Annotated in this window: 27 protein-coding genes; 10 read left to right on the forward strand and 17 right to left on the reverse strand. The window is 62.2% G+C overall.

What is annotated here, in order from left to right:
* Positions 1 to 4: 4 nt before the first annotated feature.
* A complete protein-coding gene (locus NKI19_RS03085) occupies positions 5 to 937 on the reverse strand; it encodes a VOC family protein (protein WP_352489357.1) in 933 nt (310 codons plus the stop codon).
* 190 nt (positions 938 to 1,127) lie between these two features.
* Here NKI19_RS03085 and NKI19_RS03090 point away from each other — a divergent pair, with 190 nt between their 5' ends.
* The gene (locus NKI19_RS03090) at positions 1,128 to 2,717 is read left to right on the forward strand and encodes an alkaline phosphatase family protein (protein WP_502899225.1); all 1,590 of its coding nucleotides are present in this window, start codon (positions 1,128 to 1,130) and stop codon (positions 2,715 to 2,717) included.
* 58 nt (positions 2,718 to 2,775) lie between these two features.
* Here NKI19_RS03090 and NKI19_RS03095 read toward each other — a convergent pair whose 3' ends face one another.
* Positions 2,776 to 4,110: a PRC-barrel domain-containing protein gene (locus NKI19_RS03095; RefSeq protein WP_352489355.1), complete on the reverse strand. Its 1,335-nt coding sequence runs from the start codon at positions 4,108 to 4,110 to the stop codon at positions 2,776 to 2,778.
* Between the two features lie 250 nt (positions 4,111 to 4,360).
* Here NKI19_RS03095 and NKI19_RS03100 point away from each other — a divergent pair, with 250 nt between their 5' ends.
* Positions 4,361 to 5,281 (forward strand): diacylglycerol/lipid kinase family protein, encoded by a 921-nt coding sequence (locus tag NKI19_RS03100; protein WP_352564571.1) that lies wholly within the window; start codon positions 4,361 to 4,363, stop codon positions 5,279 to 5,281.
* 43 nt (positions 5,282 to 5,324) lie between these two features.
* On the opposite strand, the gene NKI19_RS03105 is transcribed toward NKI19_RS03100, so the two are convergent.
* Positions 5,325 to 5,498, reverse strand: coding sequence for a hypothetical protein (locus tag NKI19_RS03105; RefSeq protein ID WP_352489353.1), 174 nt, complete (start codon positions 5,496 to 5,498; stop codon positions 5,325 to 5,327).
* 146 nt (positions 5,499 to 5,644) lie between these two features.
* On the opposite strand from NKI19_RS03105, the gene NKI19_RS03110 reads away from it, so the two are divergent.
* Positions 5,645 to 7,171, forward strand: coding sequence for a sensor histidine kinase (locus NKI19_RS03110; RefSeq protein WP_352489352.1), 1,527 nt, complete (start codon positions 5,645 to 5,647; stop codon positions 7,169 to 7,171).
* A gap of 43 nt (positions 7,172 to 7,214) precedes the next feature.
* Here the strand turns inward: NKI19_RS03110 and NKI19_RS03115 are convergent, their stop codons facing one another.
* Entirely contained in the window at positions 7,215 to 7,706 is a 492-nt protein-coding gene (locus NKI19_RS03115) for a hypothetical protein (protein WP_352489351.1), read from the reverse strand.
* Between the two features lie 10 nt (positions 7,707 to 7,716).
* Complete coding sequence (locus NKI19_RS03120) at positions 7,717 to 8,043, reverse strand: ElaB/YgaM/YqjD family protein (protein WP_352489447.1); 327 nt, start codon at positions 8,041 to 8,043, stop codon at positions 7,717 to 7,719.
* Between the two features lie 227 nt (positions 8,044 to 8,270).
* Between NKI19_RS03120 and NKI19_RS03125 the strand changes: the two genes are divergently transcribed.
* Positions 8,271 to 8,651: a response regulator gene (locus NKI19_RS03125; protein WP_352489350.1), complete on the forward strand. Its 381-nt coding sequence runs from the start codon at positions 8,271 to 8,273 to the stop codon at positions 8,649 to 8,651.
* A 30-nt stretch (positions 8,652 to 8,681) separates the two neighbouring features.
* Here the strand turns inward: NKI19_RS03125 and NKI19_RS03130 are convergent, their stop codons facing one another.
* Together NKI19_RS03130 and NKI19_RS03135 are read right to left on the reverse strand one after the other, a co-directional pair.
* Positions 8,682 to 9,233, reverse strand: a complete 552-nt coding sequence (locus NKI19_RS03130; protein WP_023678544.1) for a sigma-70 family RNA polymerase sigma factor — start codon at positions 9,231 to 9,233, stop codon at positions 8,682 to 8,684.
* A gap of 3 nt (positions 9,234 to 9,236) precedes the next feature.
* The gene (locus tag NKI19_RS03135) at positions 9,237 to 9,440 is read right to left on the reverse strand and encodes a NepR family anti-sigma factor (RefSeq protein ID WP_473555316.1); all 204 of its coding nucleotides are present in this window, start codon (positions 9,438 to 9,440) and stop codon (positions 9,237 to 9,239) included.
* A gap of 216 nt (positions 9,441 to 9,656) precedes the next feature.
* Between NKI19_RS03135 and NKI19_RS03140 the strand changes: the two genes are divergently transcribed.
* The 5 genes from NKI19_RS03140 to NKI19_RS03160 all read left to right on the forward strand — a co-directional run bounded on the left by NKI19_RS03140 (position 9,657) and on the right by NKI19_RS03160 (position 12,820).
* Positions 9,657 to 10,451, forward strand: coding sequence for a response regulator (locus tag NKI19_RS03140; RefSeq protein ID WP_352489349.1), 795 nt, complete (start codon positions 9,657 to 9,659; stop codon positions 10,449 to 10,451).
* A 227-nt stretch (positions 10,452 to 10,678) separates the two neighbouring features.
* Complete coding sequence (locus NKI19_RS03145) at positions 10,679 to 10,843, forward strand: DUF1328 domain-containing protein (RefSeq protein ID WP_023678541.1); 165 nt, start codon at positions 10,679 to 10,681, stop codon at positions 10,841 to 10,843.
* A gap of 191 nt (positions 10,844 to 11,034) precedes the next feature.
* Positions 11,035 to 12,069 (forward strand): sensor histidine kinase, encoded by a 1,035-nt coding sequence (locus NKI19_RS03150; protein ID WP_352489348.1) that lies wholly within the window; start codon positions 11,035 to 11,037, stop codon positions 12,067 to 12,069.
* Between the two features lie 139 nt (positions 12,070 to 12,208).
* Positions 12,209 to 12,379: a hypothetical protein gene (locus NKI19_RS03155; RefSeq protein ID WP_352489347.1), complete on the forward strand. Its 171-nt coding sequence runs from the start codon at positions 12,209 to 12,211 to the stop codon at positions 12,377 to 12,379.
* A 195-nt stretch (positions 12,380 to 12,574) separates the two neighbouring features.
* Complete coding sequence (locus NKI19_RS03160) at positions 12,575 to 12,820, forward strand: YMGG-like glycine zipper-containing protein (RefSeq protein WP_006328050.1); 246 nt, start codon at positions 12,575 to 12,577, stop codon at positions 12,818 to 12,820.
* A gap of 97 nt (positions 12,821 to 12,917) precedes the next feature.
* Here the strand turns inward: NKI19_RS03160 and NKI19_RS03165 are convergent, their stop codons facing one another.
* The 4 genes from NKI19_RS03165 to xylF form a co-directional block, all read right to left on the reverse strand.
* Positions 12,918 to 14,540 carry a CHASE domain-containing protein gene (locus tag NKI19_RS03165; protein ID WP_352489346.1) on the reverse strand — a complete coding sequence of 541 codons (1,623 nt, stop codon included), beginning with the start codon at positions 14,538 to 14,540 and terminating at the stop codon, positions 12,918 to 12,920.
* 130 nt (positions 14,541 to 14,670) lie between these two features.
* A complete protein-coding gene (locus NKI19_RS03170) occupies positions 14,671 to 15,471 on the reverse strand; it encodes an ATP-binding cassette domain-containing protein (protein WP_352564573.1) in 801 nt (266 codons plus the stop codon).
* A 14-nt stretch (positions 15,472 to 15,485) separates the two neighbouring features.
* A complete protein-coding gene (locus NKI19_RS03175; protein WP_352489344.1) occupies positions 15,486 to 16,814 on the reverse strand; it encodes a sugar ABC transporter permease in 1,329 nt (442 codons plus the stop codon).
* A 142-nt stretch (positions 16,815 to 16,956) separates the two neighbouring features.
* Complete coding sequence (gene xylF, locus NKI19_RS03180) at positions 16,957 to 17,997, reverse strand: D-xylose ABC transporter substrate-binding protein (protein WP_352489343.1); 1,041 nt, start codon at positions 17,995 to 17,997, stop codon at positions 16,957 to 16,959.
* A 285-nt stretch (positions 17,998 to 18,282) separates the two neighbouring features.
* On the opposite strand from xylF, the gene NKI19_RS03185 reads away from it, so the two are divergent.
* Complete coding sequence (locus NKI19_RS03185; protein ID WP_352489342.1) at positions 18,283 to 19,527, forward strand: ROK family protein; 1,245 nt, start codon at positions 18,283 to 18,285, stop codon at positions 19,525 to 19,527.
* A gap of 9 nt (positions 19,528 to 19,536) precedes the next feature.
* Here NKI19_RS03185 and phoB read toward each other — a convergent pair whose 3' ends face one another.
* Genes phoB through pstS form a run of 6 tightly spaced genes read right to left on the reverse strand, consistent with a single transcriptional unit; the run spans position 19,537 to position 24,748 of the window.
* Positions 19,537 to 20,226 carry a phosphate regulon transcriptional regulator PhoB gene (gene phoB, locus NKI19_RS03190; RefSeq protein ID WP_352489341.1) on the reverse strand — a complete coding sequence of 230 codons (690 nt, stop codon included), beginning with the start codon at positions 20,224 to 20,226 and terminating at the stop codon, positions 19,537 to 19,539.
* A 16-nt stretch (positions 20,227 to 20,242) separates the two neighbouring features.
* Positions 20,243 to 20,950, reverse strand: coding sequence for a phosphate signaling complex protein PhoU (phoU, locus tag NKI19_RS03195; RefSeq protein WP_352489340.1), 708 nt, complete (start codon positions 20,948 to 20,950; stop codon positions 20,243 to 20,245).
* 32 nt (positions 20,951 to 20,982) lie between these two features.
* Positions 20,983 to 21,786 carry a phosphate ABC transporter ATP-binding protein PstB gene (gene pstB, locus NKI19_RS03200; RefSeq protein WP_352489339.1) on the reverse strand — a complete coding sequence of 268 codons (804 nt, stop codon included), beginning with the start codon at positions 21,784 to 21,786 and terminating at the stop codon, positions 20,983 to 20,985.
* On the reverse strand, positions 21,783 to 22,634 hold the full coding sequence (gene pstA / locus NKI19_RS03205) for a phosphate ABC transporter permease PstA (protein ID WP_023720929.1): 852 nt from the start codon (positions 22,632 to 22,634) through the stop codon (positions 21,783 to 21,785). Before pstA ends, pstB begins: the two co-directional genes overlap by 4 nt.
* Before the next feature lie 3 nt (positions 22,635 to 22,637).
* The gene (gene pstC / locus NKI19_RS03210) at positions 22,638 to 23,627 is read right to left on the reverse strand and encodes a phosphate ABC transporter permease subunit PstC (protein WP_352564577.1); all 990 of its coding nucleotides are present in this window, start codon (positions 23,625 to 23,627) and stop codon (positions 22,638 to 22,640) included.
* Positions 23,628 to 23,686: 59 nt separating this feature from the next.
* Positions 23,687 to 24,748, reverse strand: a complete 1,062-nt coding sequence (gene pstS / locus NKI19_RS03215) for a phosphate ABC transporter substrate-binding protein PstS (RefSeq protein WP_352564579.1) — start codon at positions 24,746 to 24,748, stop codon at positions 23,687 to 23,689.
* Positions 24,749 to 25,359 lie beyond the last annotated feature (611 nt).

Here is a 25,359-nt window from a genome sequence, read left to right on the forward strand (position 1 = left end):
GCCCTCAGTCTTCCAGTTTCTGCAGATGCTGCTCGAGATAGGGCCGCAAATGCTGGTGTTGCGCCGGCAGTTTCAGCGCCTCGCCAAGGTGGGCGGTATCCTCGTCGCGGTCGAAGCCCGGCTCGTTGGTGGCGACTTCGAACAGCACGCCGCCCGGTGTGCGGAAGTAGATCGCCCAGAAATAATCGCGGTCGATCACCGGCGTCACCTGATAACCTGTATCGAGGAGTGCTTTGCGCGCTTCGACCTGCTTGGCGCGGTTCTCGACGGCGAAAGCGACATGGTGGACCGAGCCGGCGCCGAGATTGGCGAAGCCGGCCCCTGGCAGCGATTCGATATCGACGACGTCGGCGCCGTTGCCGTTCTTCACCGCCAGCCGCCTGATGTTGCCGGACTTGTCGACCTCTTCATAGCCCATGAATTTCAGCAGCTCTTCGGTGGCGCCGCCATCTTTCAGCCTCAGCGACACCGAGTGAAAGCCGCGGATCGCCTCGTCGGTGGGAATGCCACCCTTGGCCCATGGCGCACGGCTGTCCGCTCTGTCCTCGACCAGCGCAAACCCGTCGCCGTCGGGACCGGCGAACGCAAGACGCTTCTCGCCGAACGTCCCCCCGCGGGACAGCCCGGTGACACCTTGCTCGGCAAACCGTTTCTCCCAATAGCCGAGCGTGCCCTCGGGCACCGAGTAAGCGGTGGTACCGACTTCGCCGACTCCATGGCGGCCTTTGCCGATGTTCGGGAACGGGAAATAGGTCATCACCGAGCCGGGCGTGCCGACCTCGTCGCCGTAATAGAGGTGGTAGACGTCGGGTGCGTCGAAATTGACCGTTTTCTTGACCCGGCGCAGGCCGAGCGTACCGGTGAAGAATTCGTTGTTCTGGCGTGCATCGCCGGCCATCGAGGTGACGTGATGCAGGCCCTTGACCTGGTCGAGCATGTTTCTGCTCCTTCCCTTGTGCTGGTGCGGCCCTTGCCGCTGTCCACGCAAATATGAGGATCCGCCTCCTGGCCGCAAAGGCGGCAAACACAGAATGGACTGTGCTGTTAAAGTGAACGATCAAGCAGGTTTTGTTCACCATTCGGCGAACCGGACCGGCTTGCATACTCGCCGAAATTGCGCTCCATGAATGACGCATGTAGCCAGCGTGAGGATACCGCGGTTGACGGGAAAACGCCCCAACATTCTCCTGATCACCTGCGACCAATGGCGCGGCGACTGCCTGTCAGCTGCTGGGCACAAGGTGGTAAAAACGCCGAATGCCGACGCGCTGGCTGCCGAGGGCGTTCTGTTCCAGAAGCACTATGGCGGCGCCGCACCTTGCTCGCCGGCGCGCGCCTGCCTCTACACCGGCCTCTACCAGATGAACAATCGTGTCTGCCGCAACGGCACACCGCTCGATGCCCGCCACGGCAACATAGCGCTCTGGGCGCGCGCCCTCGGCTATGATCCGACGCTGTTCGGTTATACCGACATGGCGCGCGACCCGCGCACGCTGGCGCCTGGCGACCCGCAGCTGAAGAGCTATGAAGGCGTGCTGCCCGGCTTCACCGTGCGCCAGCTTCTGCCCGAGCACCAGAAGCCCTGGCTGTCATGGCTCAAGGCGCGCGGCGTCGATGCCGGCGCCGGCTCCCCCGCCATTCACCGCCCGGTGGGCGAAATCCTGGAAAACGACGGCGCGATCAGCAACGCTCCGCCAATCTATTCGAACGACGAGACGCCGTCCGCCTTCCTGGCCGGCGAATTCATCCGCTGGCTCGGCGAGCAGGAGCGCGATACGCCCTGGTTCGCGCACCTTTCCTTCATCAGCCCCCACCCGCCCTTCATCGTGCCGGCGCCTTACAATACCATGTACGATCCGGCCATCGGTCCAGCTTTTGACCGCGCCAAAAGCTGGCAGGCCGAAGCAGCAAGCCACCCCTACCTCGCCTTTGAATTTGACCGGCAGGAACGGTCGAAATTCCGCCCGGGCTCGGGGGGCAAGGTGCGCGACTGGGGCGACGATAATTTTCGCCGCATCCGGGCGCTCTATTACGGCATGATCTCGGAGGTCGACGCGCAGCTTGGCCGTGTCTGGCAAGCGGTCAAGGCAGCCGATGCATGGGACGACACCGTCATCGTGCTGACCTCCGACCACGCCGAGATGATGGGCGACCATTTCATGCTGGGCAAGGGCGGCTTCTTCGACGGCAGCTTCCATATTCCGCTGATCATTCGCGATCCGCGCCGCCGCAAGGCTGCCGGCAGCAGTGTCGACCGCTTCACCGAGGCGGTGGATTTGGCACCGACCTTGCTCGCGCTCACTGGCGGCGAAGTGCTGCCGCATCTCGACGGCCGCTCGCTGGTCCCTTTCCTGGACGCCACGGAGCCGGACGATTGGCGCGATGCGGCGCATTGGGAATTCGATTTCCGCTCGATCGCAGATGGTGATGCAGAACGGTATTTCGGCATCGGTCCGCGTCAGTGCAATCTCGCCGTCATCCGCGCGCAAAAGTTCAAATATGTGCATTTCGGCGGCGGCCTGCCGCCCTTGCTCATTGACCTGGAGAAGGATGCCGGCGAGCTGACCAACGTCGCTGACGATCCAGCCTATCTGCCGTCGCGGTTGGAATTTGCCGAGAAATTGCTCGCCTGGCGGGCCGAGCATCTCGACCAGTCCCTGGCGCTCGCCGAATTGACGGACAATGGCGTTGCCGGCCATGTCGCCGGCTTTCCCTAGACATAAGCAAAACCCGCGCCGTTGCCGGCGCGGGCTTCTTTGTCGGCCTGTGTGCAGCTTAACGCATGATCATGCGCTGTTTGTCGCGATTTTGCGCATAGGTGGCCTTGTCGTAGGGGGCCTGCGCCTCAAGCTGCTCCTTGGTGAAGTTCGTGTAGAGATAGCGCTTGCCGTTCTTGTCGGTCATGAATTTCAGGTTGTCCATGCCGACCGCCACCTCCTTCTCGCCGACGCCAAGGAAGCCGCCGACGTCGATGATGACTGCGTCGACCTTCTTGTCGCTGCCAAGCACGATATCGCCAATTTCGCCGACGTTGACATCGTTGGCGCCGTAAACGGTTGTTCCAACCAGATCCTCGGCCCGGATTTCGCCCATCGGCATTTCGGTTAGCGTCGACTTGTCGATCGACCCGGTCTTGGTCTGGTCGGCCGCCGAGTTAGCCGGAGGCGCCGCTGCCGGAGCGTTTTGAGCCGTCTTGCTGGCTTGGTCAGTGTTGTTGGTCGTCGCGGTGTTGCTGGCCGTCACGGTAGGCGTGACGGTGGCGGGCGCAGTAGCCGCGGCAGTGGTTGCCGGGGCCGGATCATAGGCCTTGCGGTTGAAGTCCGGCTGCGCCTGCAGCTCTTCCTTGGTCGTTTGCGCGACCAGCCAGCGATCGCCGTTCCTTTCGGCCCATTGCGCCTTGTCAAAATCATAGGCGACGTTCTTTTCGCCGATGCCGAGGAAGCCGCCGACACCGATGATCAGCGATTGCGCCTTGGCTTCCTTGTTGATGACGATGTCGTTCACGTCACCGATGTTTTGGGCGTCGTCGCCGGTGCCGTTATAGACGGTCTCGCCGATGATATTGGTGGCGAGATTGCCTTCGGCGCGCTTCACTGGCTCAGCCGGCGCGGCAGGCGCAGGGGTTGTATTTTGCGCGCTGGTGGAAGGGGCGGCAGGCACCGCATTATCGGCCGAAGCTGGTGGCGGAGGCGGATCGTAAGGTCTCCGGTCGAAATCCGGCTGAGCCGTCAACTCATCCTTCGTCGTTTGAGCTATCAGCCAACGGTCGCCATTTCTTTCGGCCCATTGCATCTTCTTGTAGTCGAAAGTGACGTTCTTGGTTCCTATGCCAAGAAAACCGCCAACGCCGATGACGACGGATTTTACCTCGCCGCGCTCGTCGAAGACGATATCGCTGATTTTGCCGATATTCTGGGCATCATCGCCGGTGCCATTATAGACGGATTCGCCGATGATGTTGGTGGCAAGGCTGCCCTCGGCACGTATCGCCGGAGCGGTATCCTCGGCGGCGGGTGGTTGCGCCGGCGCCGGGGTCGTCGCCGATTGCGCAAATGCACCCGTCGCAATCAATGTTGCGACTGCTGTCGTGGTTAAAAGGGTGCGGATCATCTCAGTGTCTCCTCGTCGGATTTCGTGCACGCCCTGCCCGCCTGGCGTCACTGCGGGCGCAGCGTCTTCTGCATGTTCACAACGTTGTGACCACACTGTTGTTCCGAAAAAAGCCGTAGTGCACCCGGTGCGATGTCAATGGTTCTCGGATTCGCCGCGCTGGTCGAAAGGAACATTTTCCCGGCCGCCCCGTTCCACTCCCGGCTGGGGCCCCGTCCCGGCCCGATAGGTGCTGTAAAATGGAACGGCCATGCGGTTTGCAGCGGTGCTGAACAAGGACGGGGGCACCCTGCGCACCATCGATCTTGAGGCCTTCGCCAGTCGGATGCGCGGCACGCTTGAGACTGCCGGCCACTCGATCGATATCGAAATCGTCGCCGGCAAGGATATCGTCGCCACGCTGGACGGCGTAGCTTCCAGGCGCGGCATCGATGTCGTGCTGGCTGGCGGCGGCGATGGCACCATTTCGGCCGCGGCAGCCCGTTTGATGAATGGGGAGAAGGCGCTGGCAATTCTGCCGGCTGGTACAATGAACCTTTTTGCGCGCGGCCTCGGTATTCCGCAGACGCTCGATGCGGCACTGAAATCGTTTGCCGACGGCGAGGTGATGGCGATTGACATTGCAACCGCCAACGGCCGGCCTTTCGTGCATCAATTCTCGATCGGCATGCACGCAAGGATGGTGCAACTGCGCCAGAAGATGGAATTCGGCTCGCGGCTGGGGAAGATGCGTGCCTCGGTGCGAGCCGCTTGGGCAACGATCAACAACCCGCCGGCGATGAACGTAACGCTGACGATCGGCGAGGCCGAGATCAGAACCCGGATCACCGGTATCGGCATCACCAACAATCTGTTCGGCGAGGGCCACCTGCCCTACGCCGATGATCCTGCAGGCGGCGTGCTGGGCATCTATGTCACCGTGGCACGGCGGCGCGGCGAATTGATCAGGTTCCTCTTTGACGTCGCCCGTGGGAAATGGCGCGGCAACGAGCATGTCGAAATCCATCAGGCAAACCGCGCCATTTTGAAAATCCATTCGACCAACAGGAAAGTTCAGGCCGTCATGGACGGCGAACTGGTAAAGCTCGATCGCGAGACGACCGTCGAAATCCATCCGCGCGCGTTGAATGTTCTCGTCCCGGCGCGCGCCGCCGAGGCAAGGGTTGCCTGACGTGGGATGCGTGATGCGAGCTGGCACGGGCGATGGAGAGAACTTAGCCGCTGGGCGTGTTGCCCTGTTCGGTCTTCGGCGTCTCGATCATCCAGCCGTATATTTCGGCGACGCCCCAGGCGATAAAAGCCAGCAACAGCGCGGCGATCAGGATACGAAGGACATGCCGACCCCGCCCCCCTTGACGGGCTTTGTTTTCAGGAATGATTTTTGGCATTGTCTGGCTCCATATTTGGCGCCGGCAGGCATAACTAGCGGGGCGTTGGCTGGTAACGGTCCCCCGCCGCGAAAGTTCCGGCTCTGCAAGGCGGCAAACCGGTCGGTTGGCCTGACCAATCAGCGGAGCCGGCCACCGGGGGCATAGTGGACGACAATAGCCAGAAAACGCCGGGCCTGCCGGCCGATATTCGCCGTGTGGTGGGCGCCGCGGACCGCCTTGCCGTGCTGCACGGCCTCGACGCGCTGGACAGGGCTGCCGACCCCGATTTCGATCGTATCGGCGGTCTTGCCGCTTCGGCGATGCAAACGCCTGTCGCACTGATCACGCTGGTCGATGCCGAGCGGCAGTGGTTCAAGTCCTGTATCGGCCTCGACGAGACCGAAACCGCAACCGAGACATCGTTCTGCGCCTATACCATCGCAGCCGGCAACGTGCCGATGGTGGTGGTCGATGCGGCGGCGGATCCGCGGTTCAAAGCCAATCCGCTGGTCACCGGCGAGCATCATATCCGCTTTTACGCAGGCGTCCCGATCGTAATCGACGGCGCGCTGATCGGCACGCTGTGCGTGCTCGACCGGAAGTCGCACGCACGTCCCTCCTCTGTCCAGCTCGACCAGCTGTCGGCGCTGGCTGGACTCGCCGCCAGCCTGTTCACGCTGAAGGATGCAACACGTAGCGCGGCGATAGCCAAGGCCGCACTGGTTCGAGAGGAAAAGCGGCGCGCTATCGCGCTCGACGCGGCTTCGCTTGCCAGCTGGGCATGGGATATCCGCAGCGACATGATCGACTGCGATGTCCTGCTGTCTGAATTGTTCAACCTGCCGAAGTCGAACCGGCTGAGGGCGCGCGACATCCTGACCGCCATCGACCCGCGCGACGTTCACCAGACCGAAACACGCTTTCGCGACGCGCTGACCGGCAGCGACGACTATTTTGGCGAATACCGTGTCAAAGGCCTCGATCCGCCGCGATGGATCGCAACGCGCGGCCGCGTCATAGAGCGCGACGGCGAGGGCAAGCCGACGCTGATCTTCGGCGTCAACTACGACATTACCGAACGCAAGCTTGGCGACGAACGTCAACGGCTGTTGCTGCGCGAGCTCAATCACCGCGTCAAGAACACTTTGGCAACCGTACAGGCGCTGGCGACGCAGACCGTTCGCCACGCCCGCCAGCCAAGCGAATTCCTCGAAGCCTTCAGCGCCAGGCTGCAGGCACTGGGCGTTGCGCACAGCATGCTGTCGGACCGCGAGTGGCGCGGCATCGGCATCCGCGAGCTGGTGCAGATCGAGGTAAGGCCGTTCCAAGCCGCCGGACAATCGCGAATGGCGATCTCCGGCGCCGATGTCCTGCTCTCACCCGACCAGGCAGTCGGGCTCGGACTGATCCTGCATGAACTGGCAAGCAACGCACTGCAATACGGGTCGCTCTCGGTTTCCTCCGGAAAGGTCGATCTCGATTGGAAGGTACAAGGCAGGAAGGGTGCACGGCGTCTGTTGCTGGCCTGGCGCGAAAGCGGCGGCCCGCGGGTTGCGCCGCCCGAACGCCATGGCTTCGGCTCGATCTTGATCCGCCGCAGCCTCGCCAAGGTCATTTCCAGCGAGGTGACCCACGAATTCCGGCCGGACGGCGTGGTCGCCGAAATATCGATTCCGCTCGAAGATTTGTGACGCCAGCATTTTGCGACCGGGCGCCAGAATCGTTTGCCCCGAACTATTCCTCCGAACTATCCCGTTTGCCGGTATCCGGATCATCGGAGCCGCGGTTCACGTTCTCGCGGTAGATGGCGTAGGCAGCGAGTGCTATCGCCGGGCCGAGAATGGCGCCCAACCCGCCCTTCGCCAGGCCACCTTTGCCCTTGAGCAGCGCCGGCAGCACGGCGAGTGCCGCAGTGATGCCAATAGCCTTCATGTCGGCGCTGCGTCGCTTCGCCCGGCGCCTGGCGCGCGAGCCGGCCGACATCCGGTAGACGAGCAGGATGAGACCGGCGATTGCCAGAAAGCCGATCCCGAAGCTCAGGGAAGCTGCCATCGGCCCATAGCGGGCCGCCGCCCAGATATAGGCCGCCCCGACCAGGAAGCCGAGGCCGCACAGCGCCGCGAGCGCTGCGACCGAATAGACAATCGCAGCGACGCGCGCGCGTTGCACCGCTGCAATGGTTTCGCCCGAGGCGAGGCCCGAGATCAGCGATGCAAGCATTCCCATGCGTGCAGAACTAGCGGCGCGCGAGAAGCGCGAAGAGGAATCCGACGCCTGCGGCGATCGCCAGTGAAGTCACCGGCTTTTCGCGCATATGCGCTATCATCTGCGCCTCGATGTCCCTGGCGTTGCTGCGCAGGCTGTCGAAGGCCGCCTCGCCCTGGGTTCGCAACTGCTCGACGCTTTCGGCGGCGGCTCGCCTTGCAGCTCCATAGCCATGTTCGCCGGTTTTGGCCAACAGCTTGGTAAGTTGTTCGATGTCGGCCTTCAGTTGTGCGATGTCGGCCTCAATATCGGAATTCGTGCGGGCTTCGTTCGCGGCCTTTCCTGTGGCAGTCGCCATTGCTTCACTCTCCATGCTTTTTGCTCGGTCGAAACGCCCGACAGACCCCAAGGTTCCGGCACGAACCTCTTCTAACCCTATCTCCGGCAGCGCGGGTTGCAAATGCCTTGCATGGGCCGAGGCCAACGCATCCGCGCCAGCGCGTTTTTTTAAATGACAGCATGCCAAATAACCATCATGACTTCCTCCGTTTCACGATAGAGACGCGTTTGAGGAGATATTGCTGCGTGCGCCCATCGCTTGACGGTTTGCGGATTCTTATCCTGGAAGATGAGTTCCTGATTGCTATGGATATCGAGCAGCTTTGCCGCGACTACGGCGCGCTCGATGTGGTCATCGCCCGCGATCTGACCGAGATCGAACAGCAAGACGTTGCCGCGCAGTTCGATGTGGCCATCGTCGACCTCATGCTGAGCGGCGTTTCGACGCTCCAATTTGCTTCGCGGCTGCGTGAAGCGGGCATCCCGTTCGTCTTCGCTTCGGGCTATTCGGATACCGACGAGATCAAGAAAGCTTTTCCCGGCGTCAGGCTGGTCACCAAGCCCTATTCGGGAGACGATCTCGTCGAGGCAGTGGTAACGGCCTGCAGGCGCACGCCGCTTCGCTGAGGCGCGGAGCGGTTCGAACACGCCCGCGCTTCACGCAGCCGTCGATCCCGTTACCTGAGCCGAAATTGCGTCCGGGCCATACTCGTCTTCACCGGAGATCTTCAGGATTTCCTGCAGCCGTGTGCGGGCGCGGCTGACGCGGCTCTTGATCGTTCCGACGGCGCAGCCGCAGATCTCGGCCGCTTCCTCGTAGGAGAAGCCCGACGCCCCGATGAGGATAATGGCTTCGCGCTGGTCTTCGGGCAGCAACTCGAGCGCGCCGCGAAAGTCCTCGAGGTCGAGCTGGCCGTGCTGGGCCGGATGAACGGCAAGCCTGGCCGTCATGACGCCATCGCTGTCCTGCACCTCGCGGCCACGCTTGCGCATCTGCGAATAGAATTCGTTGCGCAAGATCGTGAACAGCCATGCCTTCAGATTGGTGCCGGGCTGGAAGCTTTCATGCTTGTCCCATGCCTTGACCAATGTTTCCTGCACCAGGTCGTCGGCCTTGTCGGCGTTTTGCGTCAGCGACACGGCAAAAGCCCGCAGGCTCGGGATCGAGCCGAGCAAGTCGGTCTTGAAGCCCTGGGAGACGGCCGCCATGCCTCAGTCCTTCTTTTGTACAGGTTCGGCCTTTTCCAACTGACTGAGCAGTTGGGCGAAGCGATCCGGCACATTGTCGGAGACCAGCTCGTCGTAGTATTGTTTGAGTTTGCGGCCGATTTCTGAGTTCGGCCCAAGCGGGTCGCGGGAAGCAGCCCGGCGCCCGTTGCCAACGCCACCCGTGGTAGCTTTCGTCATGTTCTTCATTTCGCCCTTTTGTCCCAGCCTTAAGCCGCCCTTCAACACATAACGCAAGGCAAGCGGCAGCCTCGTCTGGTTGCCCAACCCCGCCCTAAACGCCAGCCCGCATACTTAGTTCCGCATGACCGGAACTTTTTCGCACAACCCGCGTTTCTAAGTTTGGGCTTGCGAACCGTTTTTAGCTGTAACATGCAATCACGTCATATGAGGGAGACGTCCGATATGAGCCTATCAGCAACCATCGCTCCGCACCTGCCGTTCCTGCGCCGCTTCTCGCGCGCGGTATCCGGATCGCAGGAGAGCGGCGACGCGCTGGTCGCCGCAATGCTCGAGGCCATCATTGCCGATGTCGACATCTTTCCGAACGCATCGACCGACCGCATCGCTCTCTACAAGGTCTTTGCCAAGCTCTTCACCTCAGTGGCCATTCGCGTTCCGCAGGAGCATGCCCAGTCGGCATGGGAACAGCGCGCCGCGGCCAATCTGAATGCAATTGCGCCTCGTCCCCGCCAAGCCTTTCTGCTGGTCGCGGTCGAAGGCTTCAGCGAAGACGAGGCGGCGGAGATTCTCGACGTCGACGAACAGGAATTCTCCGAACTCCTCGCGCAGGCGAGCAACGAGATCTCCCGTCAGGTGGCAACCGACGTGCTGATCATCGAGGATGAGCCGCTGATCGCCATGGATATCGAAGAAATGGTCGAAAGCCTCGGCCACCGCGTCGTCGGAACGGCGCGCACCCACGCCGAGGCGGTGGCGATGTTCGGCAAGGCGAGGCCAAAGATGGTGCTTGCCGATATTCAGCTCGCCGACGGCAGTTCGGGCATCGCGGCCGTCAATGAGATCCTGTCCTCGACCTCGGTGCCGGTGATCTTCATCACCGCCTTTCCCGAGCGCCTGCTCACCGGCGAGCGGCCGGAACCGGCTTTCCTCGTCACCAAGCCGTTCAATCCGGACATGGTCAAGGCGCTTATCAGTCAGGCCCTGTTCTTTGACCGGCACGCGAAAGCCGCGGCATGAAACAGCTGGCGGCCGAGCTGCGGCCGCCGGGATAGCCGATCCCTCGGATCAGATGGGCGTGATGCCGGCTCAACTCACTGGCAACCAACTGGGGCAATCAACTGGACCTTTTTCACACACCGCGGCAATTCGGGCCCTGAAGATTTTCGGCATCGTCTTTTTCGGAAAATGGTGGAACAAACGGAGGCGAATCACGTTTTCACCGCAGCATTGGAAGGAGATCGATCATGCTTTACTGGGCGCTCGTATTTCTCGTCGTGGCGATTATCGCCGGTGCGCTTGGTTTCGGCGGCATCGCTGGTACCTCGGCCGGCATAGCACAGATATTGTTCTTCATCTTTCTCGCCTTCCTGATCATATCGCTTATTGCCGGCCTGATCAGACGAGCGTGAATGCCAAGCGGCCATTCGAGCGAACACTGGAAGCCGCACCCCTCAAACGGTTTCCAGCCACCGCCGGGCAGTGTCCTCCAACGGGATGCCGCTCGGCGGACCGCTTTTTAAGGCTTGATACGAAGCTCCTCCTTTTGGAACCCATTTTTCCGCGAGCCGTTCAGCCCGACATGGGTTGAGCAAATTGACCGATGCGTTCCAGAGTCGGAAAAATGAAAGACCGCGGCCAGAGTGATGAGATCATCGCTTTGCATCCCGCCGAAAGCGGGATGCAGCTTGGCCGAGCCCTTCTCCATGCACTGCACAATGCCGGGATTTCCGTCCTGTACCAGGATCGCGAGATGAAGACGGTGTGGGCGCGTAACATGCGCGCGCCCTGGACTTCCGATGCCTCCGACAACAACGGCATCTTGCCGCCGGCGCAGGCGGAGCGTATCGGCGCCGCCAAGCACGACGTCATCGTCTCCGGCAATCCTCAACATCTCGAACTCAGCGTGCCGGCCGATGACGGCGCCCGCTGGTTTCAGGTATGGATAGACGCCGACCGCAGCGAGACCGGCGCGGTGCAGGGCGTCGTGACCACCATGGTCGAAACAACCGAGCAGAAACGCCGGGAGCAGACGTTGAAGGCGCTGCTGCGCGAAGTCAGTCATCGCTCCAAGAACCTTTTGGCCATCATACAGAGCATCGCCACCCAGACGGGCCGCTATTCCGGCAGCATTGACGATTTCCTGACGCGTTTCCGGGGCCGATTGCAGTCGCTGGCCTCCTCGCAGGACCTGGTTACGTCATCCAATTGGCGGGGAGCGGCGCTGCGCGAGCTGGTTTCCGGTCAGGTCGGCAGGTACGGCGCGGACCCCTTGCACAGTCTGCGTTTCCGCGGCGCAAATCCATATCTCAACCCCAATGCCGCCTTGCACATCGGCTTGGCCATGCATGAGCTCGCCGTCAATTCGGTCAGCTATGGCGCACTGTCGCGCAGCGACGGTTTCGTCGAGGTGACAGCCGATCTGACGGCAGCTTCCGCTGGTGAGCCTGCGCTGTCACTGACATGGGCCGAAGTGATCGGAGCCAACGACAATCAGCGCAGCGAGAAACGTTTTGGCAGCGTCGCGCTTGAACGCGTCGTGCCCACTTCGTTGAACGGAACGGCGACACTCGAAATCACCGGGACCCGCCTCGAATACCGCCTCGTCGTTCCTCACGGCAATTTCGAGACGGATTGAACGATCCGCGGTCGCCGCGAGAAGGCTTGCTGCGCGGCGCCAACCTTAACCGACTGTTCACCATAAGGTCCGATCCTGTCCGAACGTGCCGATCCGCCGGACATCGATTGAGTTTGGCACAAAATGAAAGGAATGGGCCTTGACGGCTGCCGACTTGAACAGACTGGAACAGGCCGCTCGCGTCTCGATGGGCGGTTTTCAGGATCCCGACGCGTCCGCAGCGCCCGCGCCTCGTGTTTTGCCCCTCCGTTTCGCCGCCGTCGCGCTTATGGCCGCGATCGTCCTGACCGCCGCCTCCCAGCTGATCTGATCGAGCTCGCCTCTGCTTGATCGGCTTGAAACGATGCGTCCTTGGAGATTTCCGGGTTCGTGGTAGCATCGAACGGCGCACGCCCCGAAAAAGACTATCTTAATCAACAATGAAATCGTGCGGGCAAAGGCCGTACTTTCATGCTAAATGGCGGCTGGAGCTTATTAAAGTGAGGACAAAAGTGAGGATGACTCCATGCGGAAGATGATTATTGCCATGGTTGCCGTGGTTGCGGTCAGCGGCTGCACCACCACGGAAGAGAACGTGGGTATCGGCACTGTGGGCGGCGCACTCATTGGTGGCGCTGTTGGCGGCGGCAAGGGCGCTTTGATCGGCGCTGGCGCTGGTGCGATTGGCGGTCTGCTCGTTCGCCGTCTGCAAAATGGCTACTGCCAGTACAGAGATCGTCACGGCCGGATCTACACAGCTCGCTGCAACTAGTTTCGAACTCCAGGCCACAGCGAACGCGGGGACGGGCCACCTGTCTCCGCGTTTGCCTTTTAAAGCGCTGCTGCGACGCGGCCCACGAGACGGCGTTTCAGGCCGGCAGCGGAACCTTGATTTCCACTTTCAAGCCATCTTCGCGAAAATCGCGCCTGATTGTGCCACGCAATTCGCGTGTGACGTTGAGATCGATCAGTCTGGTGCCAAAACCGCTCTTTGCCGGTGTCTCGAGCTTCTTCTGACCGGCCTCGCGCCAGTTGAGAGCCAATGTCCGGGCGCCGCCGCGGCCTTCGAGCGACCAGTCGACCTTCAGCGCACCGACTGAATTGCCGGCCTCGCCGTGCTTCAGCGCATTCGTCGCCAGTTCATGAAAGACGAGGCCGAGTGCCTGCGTCGTCTTTTCGTCAAGAAGAACCTCCGGTCCTGACAGCAGCCCTTCAGGAAGCTCGCTGCCGAACACCTGGCCAAGCTCGATGCGCAGCAGGTCGCCGAGATCGGCTTTCTGCCAGCGTGAGCGCGTCAACATATCCTGGGAAGCCGCCATCGCCTGCAGCCGGGCCGAGAAAGACGCCGAGAATTCCTGGACGTCGGTGGTGTGCGATGCTGTCTGGCGCGCGATTGCCAGCACCCGCGTGATCGAGTTCTTGATGCGATGCTTCATCTCTTGCAGCATCAGGTCTTTTTCCAGCAGGCTCTTTTCGGTCGTTTCATGAAGCAGCGAGACCGCCTCATAAGCCCGCTCCTGATAGCGGGCCACCAGCGCGATGGCGCCCGCAAGCAGCAGTCCGAACAATCCGAGCATCACCGGGATGGCGCGCGAGGAAGGTTGCGAGAAGGCACTTGTCGGCCTGAACAGGACGACCCACGGCCGGCCGGCGACGGTGATCTTGCGGGTGACCAGCAGCCTGTCGCCGAGGCTCGAAACAGGCGGCGTTTCCGACTGGAACAGCAGGTTGTCGCTGTCCACCGTGCCGTCATAGATCTCGGTGTTGACCGGCAGCAATGGTGCCCGGCTGAGCGCAGCCTGGAACAGGTCACGGGCGCGGAAGGCCGCATAAAGAAAGCCGGCAGTCGAGGATCTCGACGCGTTCACGGCGTCCGGCGCGCTTTCGACATTGAGCCGGACGAAGACGAGGAACCCGGTGAAGGTCTGCGCGGCACCCGTATCCTTGCCGAGCTGCACGAGCCCGCTGGCGTGCTGCTGGTCGTCGGCCATCGCCTTTTCGATCGCCTCGCGCTGCGCCGGCCCGGTGAACATGTCGTAGCCGATGCTGGATTTGTTGGAGGGATCCAGCGGTTCGAACAGCACGATGGGCGTACGCCACGGCAAGTTCGTGTCGGGATAGATCGGATGGCTTGCGCCGTGATCGTGCAGGACATCGCGCTCGACCGCCGCCTCGTTTCCCGTCTTCGCCAGGCGGAGGAAGCCGATGCCGCGCAGGCCGGCGAAATTATTGTCGATGTCGAGCGCTTTGAAGAAAGCCTTGAACTCGCCCTGCGAGATACCGCCATTGCGCGCGTCGAACAGCGCCCGGGTTGAGCGCAGCAGCGACAGGTCCAGGTCGATGCGGCTTTCAATCCGGTTAAGCGCGTCGTCGGCCGTCGCCTCGAATTTTATGCGGGCCGCCTCCTGGGTGGCAAAATAGGCAAAACCCGCCATCGTCAGGCTGATCAGCGCGACGGCGATGAAAGCAACGGTCGGAAAAAGCTTCTTCAATTGCGGATACGTCCCGTGGACGGTTCGGCATCTTTATGGGCAAGTCCCGACGCCAACACAATGGCGAGGCCAAAGCATGGTGACGGCTGGCATATTTTGGCGACTTGTGATTAGCCGGCTAATTCTCGTTTCATGCGGCGATCTTCAGGGCGCCCGGCCCCGGAATGGCGCCGGGTGGGCACTTGCCGAGGATAATCATGCCGAGCACTTCGTCCTGGGTGACGTCGGTTGTGCGTGCCGTGCCGACAACCCGACCGTTCTTCATGACGCAGACACGGTCGGCAAGCTCGAACACGTCGTGAATATCATGGCTGATCAGGAAGATGCCGATGCCGTCGGACTTGAGCTGCCTGACCAGTTCGCCGACCTGCGCCGTCTCTTGCGGCCCGAGTGCCGCCGTCGGCTCGTCCATGATCAGGATGCGGGCGTTGAACAGGATGGCGCGGGCGATCGCAACCGACTGCCGCTGGCCGCCTGAAAGCTTTACCACCGGCTCCTTGAAGCGTTGGAAACGCGGATTGAGCCTGCCCATCACCTTGCGCGCCTCGGCCTCCATGGCGACGTCGTCGAGCGTACCCCAGCCGGTCATCAGCTCGCGGCCGAGAAACAGGTTGGCGGCCGCATCGACATTGTCGGCCAGCGCCAGCGTCTGGTAGATCGTCTCGATACCGTACTTCTTGGCGTCGCGGGGATTGGAGATCGAAGCCTCCTCGCCGTTGACGAAAATCTGGCCCGCATCGCGCTTGTAGGCGCCGGACAGGATTTTTATCAACGTCGATTTGCCGGCACCGTTGTGTCCGAGCAAAGCCATCACCTCGCCCGGGAAAAGGTCGACAGAGGCATCGTCGACGGCGCGAATGCCGCCGAAGGCGATCGAGATGTTGCGCATGTCGATCAGCGGCGTGCCCGTGGGGGCGGTCCTGTCTGCCATGCTCGTTCTCCTCACTAGACCCGTTTGCGATAGACTGTATCGAGCCACACCGCGACCACCAGCACGGCGCCGACAACGATGCTCTGAAGCGGCGAATCGATGCCGAGCAGGACCATGCCGGATTGCAGCGACTGCATCAAAAGCGCGCCGAGCATGGCGCCAAGCACTGTGCCGGAGCCGCCGGCGAGCGACGTGCCGCCGATCACCGCCGCCGCGATGACCAGGAGTTCGTCCAGGGTCCCCAGCGCATTGGTCGACGCATTGAGGCGGGCCGATGCGATTGCCGCACTTATCGCGGCCAGCACGCCCATGATCATGAACACCTTCATGGTCACCCAGCGCGTGTTGATGCCGGCAAGTTCCGCCGCTTCCGGGTTGCCGCCAATGGCAAAGACATAGCGGCCGAAACGGGTGCGTTTGGTGATGAAGGTCATGACGATGCCGACTGCGACAGCGATCAGCACCGGTATGGCGATGCCATGGGCGATGAACAGCCCGCCTTCGGGGAGGGTGATGCCGTTCCGCTGGGCGTACTGGCGAACGATGCCGATCGGCCAGGGATAGGAATTGGCGATCCAGACAGCGCCAAGGATGGCGGCACAGGCGACAACACCGAGCAGGGTCTCCGCCCAGACGGGGCGCAGCGGAAATTTGAACCGCTTGCGCTGCGACCGGCCGTTGAGCAGCATGAAGGCGACGCCCACACAGGCGAGAATGCCGACGATCCAGCTTGCGGTTGCGCCGATCGAGCCACGCGGCCCGCCGCCCATGAGCTGGAAGGTGGCGTCGAGCGGCGCGACGGTGCGCCCGCTCGTCATCAACCATGCCATGCCGCGCCATACCAGCAGGCCGCCCAGCGTCACGATGAAGGCCGGAACCTCGAGATAGGCGATGATAAAGCCCTGGAACGCGCCGATCAGGAGGCCGAGCGCCACGCCGGCAGCCAGCGCGATGATCCATATCCAGGGATTTCCAAGCTGGAATCCCATGACGCGGATGAGGAATTCGGCCTGCGCCACGCCCATCACCATGCCGATCACGCCTTCGACGGAGCCGACAGAAAGATCGATGTTGCGCATCACGATGACCAGCACCATGCCCGTCGCCATGATCGCGACCGAGGAGGTCTGCACCGACAAGTTCCAGAGATTGCGCGGCGTGAGGAAAAGCCCACCCGAGAGTATGTGGATCCCGACCCAGATGACTAGCAGCGCGCCGACCATGCCGAGCATGCGCGTGTCGAGTTCGGTTGCCTTGAGAAATCGGGCAACGATGCCGAGCTCGGATTCACGCGCCCGGTCTGCCGTGCCGTCGACCGGCGTGTTCGAAGTTGTGTCGGTCATCTTGTTTCTCCCGCCGGGTTGCCGTCTGCCGCGGATGCCGGAAGCAGCCTAGAAGTTATCCGCCGGAAGCGGAAAAACAACTCTTCTTGAAAAAACGCCGCGGCGAGCGGCCGCGGCGTTCGGACGTCTCGGAAACGTCGGCTCAGTTGCAGACTGCAACAGTGCCCGCCGCCACGCCGGCGCAGACCTCTTCTTTCTTGATCCAGCCGGCGTCGATGACGACGTTGAGGTTATCCTTGGTGATGGCGACCGGGGTCAGGAACAGCGACTTGACGGTATTGCCGCCGGGCGTGGTGAAATCCTTCACGCCGGCAATGTCGGTCATCTGCTTGCCGTCGGCCAGTTGCGAGGCGATCTCGGCGGCGTTCTTGCCGAGCTCGCGCGCGTCCTTCCACACCGACACGGTCTGTGTGCCGAGCGCGATGCGGTTCAGCGCGGCGTGGTCGCCGTCCTGGCCCGAGACCGGAATAGATCCGGCCAGCCCTTGTGCCGTCAGTGCGGCGACGACGCCGCCGGCAGTGCCGTCATTGGCCGCGACCACTGCATCGACCTTGTTGTCGTTCGCGGTCAGGAACTGTTCCATGTTCTTCTGGGCGTTGGCCGGGAGCCAGCCGTCGGTATAGGCCTCGCCGACATTCTTGATCTTGCCGCTGTCTATTGCGTCCTTCAGCACTTCCATCGAACCGGCAAACAGGAAATCGGCATTCGGATCGGCACCCGAGCCCTTGATGAAGACGTAGTTGCCTTCCGGCTTCACCTTGAAGACTTCGCGGGCCTGCATGCGGCCGACTTCCTTGTTGTCAAAGGTCAGGTAAAAGACGTCCTTGTTCTCGATCAGCCGGTCGTAGCCGACAACCGGAATACCTTCGTCCAGCGCCTTTTGCACGGCTGGCCCGATGGCTGAAGCGTCCTGGGCCAGGATGATCAGTGCGTTGGCGCCCTGCGAGATCAGGCTCTCGACGTCGGTGAGCTGCTTGCCGGGGTTGGACTGCGCGTCGGCGGAAATATACTTGTCGCCTGCGGCCTCGATGGCCGCCTTCATTGCGGCCTCGTCGGTCTTCCAGCGCTCTTCCTGGAAGTTCGACCAGGAGACGCCGATGACCTTGTCTTTAGCCTGCGCCACCGACGCCAGCGCCAGCGTCATGGCGACACCCGCCAGAATGGCGGTCGTGAATTTCTTCATCATATCCTCCCTGCGCCGCGTACGGCGTGACCAATTGGCTCAAAGACCAGCTTAGAAGCTCTAATTTTTTCGAGCCTCGAAAAAATACTGGCCCGATCTCCGGCTGCTGTCAACATCGATTCTGATGGATTTTGATGACTCTACGAGTTTTTTCGAGCGTCGGAATAAACGATGACAGCGCCACCGGCATCTGACACTATTTGCCTGCATCCGACACTATTTGTCGGACATTACCGACGGCTTCCGGTTCATGAGCGGCCGCGGCAACCGGGAGGAAAGCAAACGATGTCGGTCGGAATCCGCCATGACGATTTGCGCCGGCGCAACCGGGCGATGGTGATCTCGGCGGTGCGCCGGGCCGGCCAGCCATCGCGTACGGAGATCGCAGCAACCACCGGCCTCAGTCATTCGACCATATCGGCGATCTCCTCCGACCTGATACGGGAAGGCATCCTCGCCGAGAGCAAGGCAAGCGAGCCCGCTTCGTTGAAACGCGGTCGTCCGCAGGTCGGCCTCGCCCTCAACCCGGAAGCTGCGGCGGTGTTGACCGTGGTGTTGTCGCTGAATTTCCTGTCGGCCGCCATTATCGACTATGCGGGACAGGTGGTCGCCGAGGAACAGCGCCGGCTGGACACGCTGACCATGCCACGCGATGAGCTGATCCGTGAATGCATGGCCATCGTCCGGCGCCGGCTGCAGGATCCAGACCTTGACGTCCGCAGTGTCGCCCGCATCGCCCTGGCGATTCAGGGCATTACCGACTCCCCTGCACGCGCCATGCTGTGGTCGCCGATCACGCCGCAGACCGACATCGCCTTTGCCGACATGCTGGAGGACGAATTCGGCGTCCCGGCAACGGTGGAGAACGACTGCAACATGATGGCGGTGGCTTTGCGCTGGCGCGATCCGGATCGCTATCGCGACGACTTCATCGCCATCCTGCTTTCGCACGGCATCGGCATGGGGCTGGTGCTCAAGGGTCAGCTGTTCACCGGCACGCATTCCTCGGGCGGCGAGTTTGGCCACATGATCCATCGTCCAGGCGGCGCGCTCTGCCGTTGCGGACGACGCGGCTGCATCGAGGCCTACGCCGGCAATTACGCCATCTGGCGCAACGCCAGGCAGATGAGTGAAGACAGCGAACCGGTAGCCGACGTCAGCGACGCCGACATGCGCGCGTTGGCGGCCCGGGCGCGCGAGAAGGATGGGCCGGAACGCGAGGCCTACCGCAAGGCCGGCGAAGCGCTGGGTTTCGGTCTCGGCTCGCTGTTCGCGCTGATCGATCCGGCGCCGGTCGCGATGGTCGGCGCCAGTGCCGCCGCCTTCGATCTGATCGAGCCGGCCTTGCGCCAGGCCATCGCCCAGACCGCCGGTGGCCAGCATTCGGGCTCGATCTCCTTCGATACCGAACCAAACGAATTGCCGCTGATCCGCGAAGGCTGCGCGATGCGGGCGCTTGGCTTCGTCGACCAGGAGATTTTCGCGCCGGGCGCGCAGATGAGGCCCGGCGTCAGAAAGAACGTAGCCTGACCAGGCGGATCAATCTTCCCTGATCGCATAGCCGGCGCCGCGGATGGTGCGGATGACATCCGGCATGCGGCCGTTATTGATGGCTTTGCGCAGCCGCCCGACATGCACGTCGACGGTGCGTTCGTCGATATAGATCGTCTCGCCCCAGACATTATCGAGCAACTGGCTGCGCGAGAAGACGCGGCCCGGATGCCGCATCATAAATTCGAGCAGCCGGAATTCGGTCGGCCCGAGCCTGATTTCGCTCTTCTTGCGATAGACCCTGTGCGATTCGCGATCGAGCACGATGTCGCCGACCTTCAGCACGCTGGACAGCACTTCCGGCTTGGCGCGCCGCAGCAGCGCCTTGACCCTGGCCATGAATTCCGGTGTCGAAAACGGTTTGACCAGATAGTCGTCGGCGCCGGTCGAAAGACCGCGCACTCGGTCGCTCTCCTCGCCGCGCGCGGTCAGCATGATGATCGGCAGCCGCTCGGTTTCGGGGCGCACCCGCAACCGGCGGCAGAGCTCGATGCCGGAAACCGCTGGTATCATCCAGTCGAGCACCAGAAGGTCGGGCACATTCTCCTGCAAACGGATCTCGGCTTCGTCGCCGCGTGTCACCACCTCGACCTGGTAGCCTTCGGATTCGAGATTGTAGCGGAGCAGCACACCCAACGGCTCCTCGTCCTCCACCACCATTATGCGTGGTGCGATCATCGGCTGGGCACCCCCATCACGTCACCGGCGCGGACATTGTCGTTTCGTCCTGCTTCGGACGATTGCCCGGCAATTGCTCGCCGGTCAGCACATAATACGCATTTTCGGCGATGTTGGTGACATGGTCGCCGATCCGCTCCAGATTCTTGGCGCAGAACAGCAGATGCGTGCAAGCGGTGATGTTGCGCGGGTCTTCCATCATGTAGGTCAACAGCTCGCGGAACACGGACGTGTATTTGACGTCGATGCGCTCGTCGGCGGCACGCAGCTTGGCCAACGCGGCCGCATCGCCTGCAGCATATTCCTCGATAACGCCCTGCACCTGGATGAGCACCAGCTGCGCCATCGCGTCGATGGAATGCGACAAGTCGCGCGGCGTGACGCTGAGGCCGACCGCACTCACACGCTTGGCGATATTCTTGGCAAGGTCGCCGATGCGTTCGAGGTCGCCGGCCATGCGGATCGCTCCGACCACATGGCGGAGATCGTGGGCCATCGGCTGGCGTTTGGCGATCAGGGTGATGGCGCGGTCGTCCAGTTCGCGTTGACGCGCATCCATGATGGCGTCGTCGGAAACGACGCGTTGCGCCAACACGTTGTCGGAATTCAACAGGGCCTTGGTCGCCCCGCCGACCATCGAACCGGCGAGGTCGGCCATGTCGCGGATCAGCTTGCTGATCTGCTCGAGATCCTCGTCGAAAGAAGCGACTGTGTGTTCGCCCATGGTCCTGTCCTCATATGCATGATCGGAACGGCTCAGCCGAAGCGGCCAGTGATGTAATCCTGCGTGCGCTTCTCTCGGGGCGACGTGAAGATCTTCTCGGTCCGGTCGAACTCGACCAGTTCACCCAGATACATGAAGGCGGTCTGGCGCGACACGCGCGCCGCCTGCTGCATGTTGTGGGTGACGATGACGATCGTGTAGTCGGCTTGCAATTCGTCGATCAGCTCCTCGATCTTTGCGGTCGACAACGGGTCGAGTGCGGACGCCGGTTCGTCGAGCAGAATGACTTCCGGCTTCACCGCCACGGTGCGGGCGATGCAGAGCCGCTGCTGCTGGCCGCCGGACAGGCTCAAGCCGCTGGCGTTGAGCTTGTCCTTGACCTCGCTCCACAGCGCGGCGCGCTTCAACGCCTGTTCGACGCGGCCGTCCATCTCGGACTTGCCGAGGTTCTCGTAGAGCCTGACGCCGAAGGCGATGTTCTCGTAGATCGACATCGGGAACGGCGTCGGCTTCTGGAACACCATGCCGATCTTGGTGCGCAGCAGATTGAGATCTTGCGACCGGTCGAGAATGTTCTTGCCGTCGAGCAGCACCTGGCCCTCGGCCGTCTGTTTCGGGTAGAGCTCATAGATGCGGTTGAACACACGCAGCAGCGTCGATTTCCCGCAGCCCGATGGGCCGATGAAGGCCGTGACACTGCGCTCGGGCAGCGACAGGCTAATGTCCTTCAGCGCCTTGCTCTGGCCGTAGTAGAAGTTGAGGTTCTTGACCTCGATCTTCGTCTTCTCGGCGACCGTTTCGGTCATCGTCATGTCTGGGGACAACATCTGCATCATCTGTCCTCTCTGCGTCCGGTAAGGCTGCGGGCGAGGATGCTCAAGCCCAGAACCGTCAGGGTGATTATGAGTGCGCCGGTCCACGCCAGCTGCTGCCATTCCTCGTAAGGGCTGAGAGCGAACTGGAAGATGGTCACCGGCAGGCTGGCCATCGGCGCGTTGATATTGCTCGACCAGAACTGGTTGTTGAGCGCAGTGAAGAGCAGCGGCGCCGTCTCGCCGGAAATGCGTGCTATCGCCAGCAATATGCCGGTAACGATGCCGGACAATGCGGCGCGATAGGCGACCGAACGGATCACCACCCAGCGCGGCGCGCCGATCGCGGCGCCGGCTTCGCGCAACGCGTTCGGTACCAGGTTGAGCATGTCTTCGGTGGTGCGCACGACCACCGGAATGACCAGGATGGCAAGCGCCACGGCACCGGCAATGGCCGAGAAATGCCCCATTGGCCGCACCATCAATTCATAGACGAACAAGCCGATGATGATCGACGGCGCCGACAACAGGATGTCGTTGATGAAGCGGACGACGGTGGTGATGCGCGAGAAACGTCCATACTCGGCCATGTAGGTTCCCGCCAGCACGCCGATCGGCGTGCCGACGACAACCGCGATGATCGTCATCAGCAGGCTGCCGGCGATGGCGTTGAGCAGGCCGCCCGCCTCGCCGGGTGGTGGCGTCATCTCGGTGAAGACCGCGAACGAAAGCCCGGCTGTGCCCTTATAGACCAGTGCGCCGAGGATGAGCGCCAGCCAGGCAAGCCCGATACCGGCAGCGACGACGCAAAGCGCCATCATCACCGAATTCCTGGCTTTGCGGCGGCTGTGGAGCGATGAGGATGTCGACATCGGTCAGGCTCCCGTACGGGCGTCGATCCGCATCAGCATATAGCGGGCGGCGGCAAGGATCAGGAAGGTGATGACGAATAGGATCAGGCCGAGCGAAACCAGCGAGGAGGTGTAGAGATCGCCGTCGGCTTCGGTGAATTCATTGGCGATGGTGGCCGAGATGGTCGTGCCCGGCGCGAACAGGGAGGCACTGATGCGGTGGGCGTTGCCGATGACGAAGGTCACCGCCATGGTCTCACCGAGCGCGCGGCCGAGGCCAAGCATGACGCCGCCCATGATGCCGATGCGGGTATAGGGAATGACCACGCGCCGGGTCACTTCCCAGGTCGTACATCCGATGCCGTAAGCCGATTCCTTCAGCACCGCCGGCACCGTATCGAAGACGTCTTTGGTGATCGAGGTGATGAATGGCAACACCATGATGGCGAGGATCAGCGCCGAGGTCAGAAGTCCGATGCCGTAAGGAGGGCTGGCGAAAAGGCTGGATAGTCCCGGTACGCCGTGAAAGATGTTGATGATGAAGGGCTGTATCGTCGTCTGCAGGAACGGCGCGAATACGAACAGGCCCCAGATGCCGTAGATGATCGAGGGAATGCCGGCCAATAGCTCGACCGCTATGCCGATCGGGCGCCTGAGCGGGCGCGGGCAGAGCTCGGTGAGAAAGATTGCAATGCCGATGCCGATCGGGACCGCGATCAGGATGGCGATAGCCGCCGTGACCAGGGTGCCGTAGATCGGCGCCAGTGCGCCAAATTTTTCCGTGACCGGATTCCAGCTCTCAGTCGTCAGGAAAGAAAAACCGAAGGACGACAGCGCCTGCCATGAGCCGGCAAACAGCGAGATCGCGACACCGCCGAGGATGACCAGCACAAGAACTGCGGAAGCACGGGTGAGTCCGCGAAATATGGCATCTGTGAGCGCGAAGCGCCGCACCGTAGCTTCCCTGGCCCGGGCTGCTGCGGATGATGGCATGGCATCGGAAGCGATGGTCATTGGGTCCTCGCGATTAAAGGCAACAGGGAGGGCGCCGTCGACGCCCTCCCTGGAGGAGATTACATAGCCGAGTAGAGCGGCTTGCCGTCGTCGCCGACGACTTCCTTGGCCCACATGGCCTTGACGCTCTCGACCACCTTGTCGGGCATCGGAACGTAGTCCAGCTCGCCGGCCATCTCGTCGCCCTTGTCGTATGCCCAGGCGAAGAACTTGAGCGCTTCGCCGGTGGTCGCGGCATCATCCGGCTTCTTGTAGAGCAAGATCCACGTGGCAGCCGTCATCGGCCAGGACTCGGCGCCCGGCTCGTTGGCGAGGATGACGCCATAGCCCGGCTGCGAGCTCCAGTCGGCACTGGCCGCTGCCGCCGAGAACGCCGCCGCGGTGGGCTCGACCTTCTTGCCGTCCTTGTTGATCATGTCGGTGTGGGTGAGCTTGTTCTGCTTGGCGTAGGCGTATTCGACATAACCGATCGCGCCGCCGGTCTGGGAGACGTTGTTGGCCACGCCCTCATTGCCCTTGGCGCCGATGCCGACCGGCCATTCCACGGCCTTGTCGACGCCGACCTTTTCTTTCCAGTCCGCGCTGACGTCGCCGAGGTAGTAGGTGAAGTTGAACGTCGTGCCCGAACCGTCGGAACGATGAACGACCGCGATCGCCTGCGAAGGCAGCTTGACGTCGGGATTGAGCTTCTTGATCGCCTCGTCATCCCAGCTCGTGATCTTGCCGAGGAAGATGTCGGCCAGCGTCGGGCCGTCGAGAACCAACTCGCCCGGCTTGATGCCTTCGAGATTGACGACGGGAACGATGCCGCCCATCACCATCGGGAACTGAGCCAGTCCGGACGCTTCAAGCTCTTCGCCTTTGAGCGGCGCATCCGAAGCGCCGAAGGTAACGGTCTTGGCCTTGATCTGCTTGATGCCGCCGCCGGAACCGATCGACTGGTAGTTAAGGCCAACGCCGGTGTCTTTCTTGTAGGTGTCGGCCCACTTCGCATAGATCGGGTAGGGGAAGGTGGCGCCGGCGCCGGAGATGTCCGCGGCGAGCGCGGCGGACAGGGTGAGGGTGGTCGTCGCCGCAGCCATTGCAATCGCAACGGCCGCCGAGCGGATGAAATGTCTCATGTGGCCTGCTCCTGTTCGGAATATGGTCTCTCGGCGCCATTCCTCCGGCGCCCGCTGAGGCCAATAGCCCCCGATTATTACAGTCGCATGACAGTTTCATGTCGCTCCGGTAACGTCGTCCAGCCGGATTAAGAAGGAGCGAACGCGGCCTTTGTCGGAGTGGGCCGCGGTTTGCCGCTGGAATCAGCAGCTTGCGTGAATTCCGGCCGGCATCGTCTCGTCGGCGATCGCAGCCACCGGCTTTAAAAGAAAAAAGCCGGACGGGAGCGCGTTGCATGCAGCCAGAACGTGTCATGGCCGCGCCATCGCCGAAACAGGTCCGTTGGGGTAAATCTGACCCTGTTTCTTGCCGGCGGTCGCTGCTCCCGCCCGTAACTGGAGGAGCGGAACTTCGAATATCCCATTGTCGCCACTGAGCGCGGCTTTGGTATGGTGCGATCGCACCATGGCCTTACGCTGGAAGCGTTGACGAATCGCAAGGTTTAACGCGCGCTGGACCTCGATCCGCGCTCGATCTTCGAGCAAGGCCTTCGACCGGAAGTGCGACGACCTCTACCTCACCGTATCTACTCCCTTCGCCCTATTCCGCCGGTTGTCGGTTAGGCCGAAGC

It is taken from the genome of Mesorhizobium sp. M0751, from assembly GCF_040320265.1.
Lineage (GTDB): Bacteria > Pseudomonadota > Alphaproteobacteria > Rhizobiales > Rhizobiaceae > Mesorhizobium.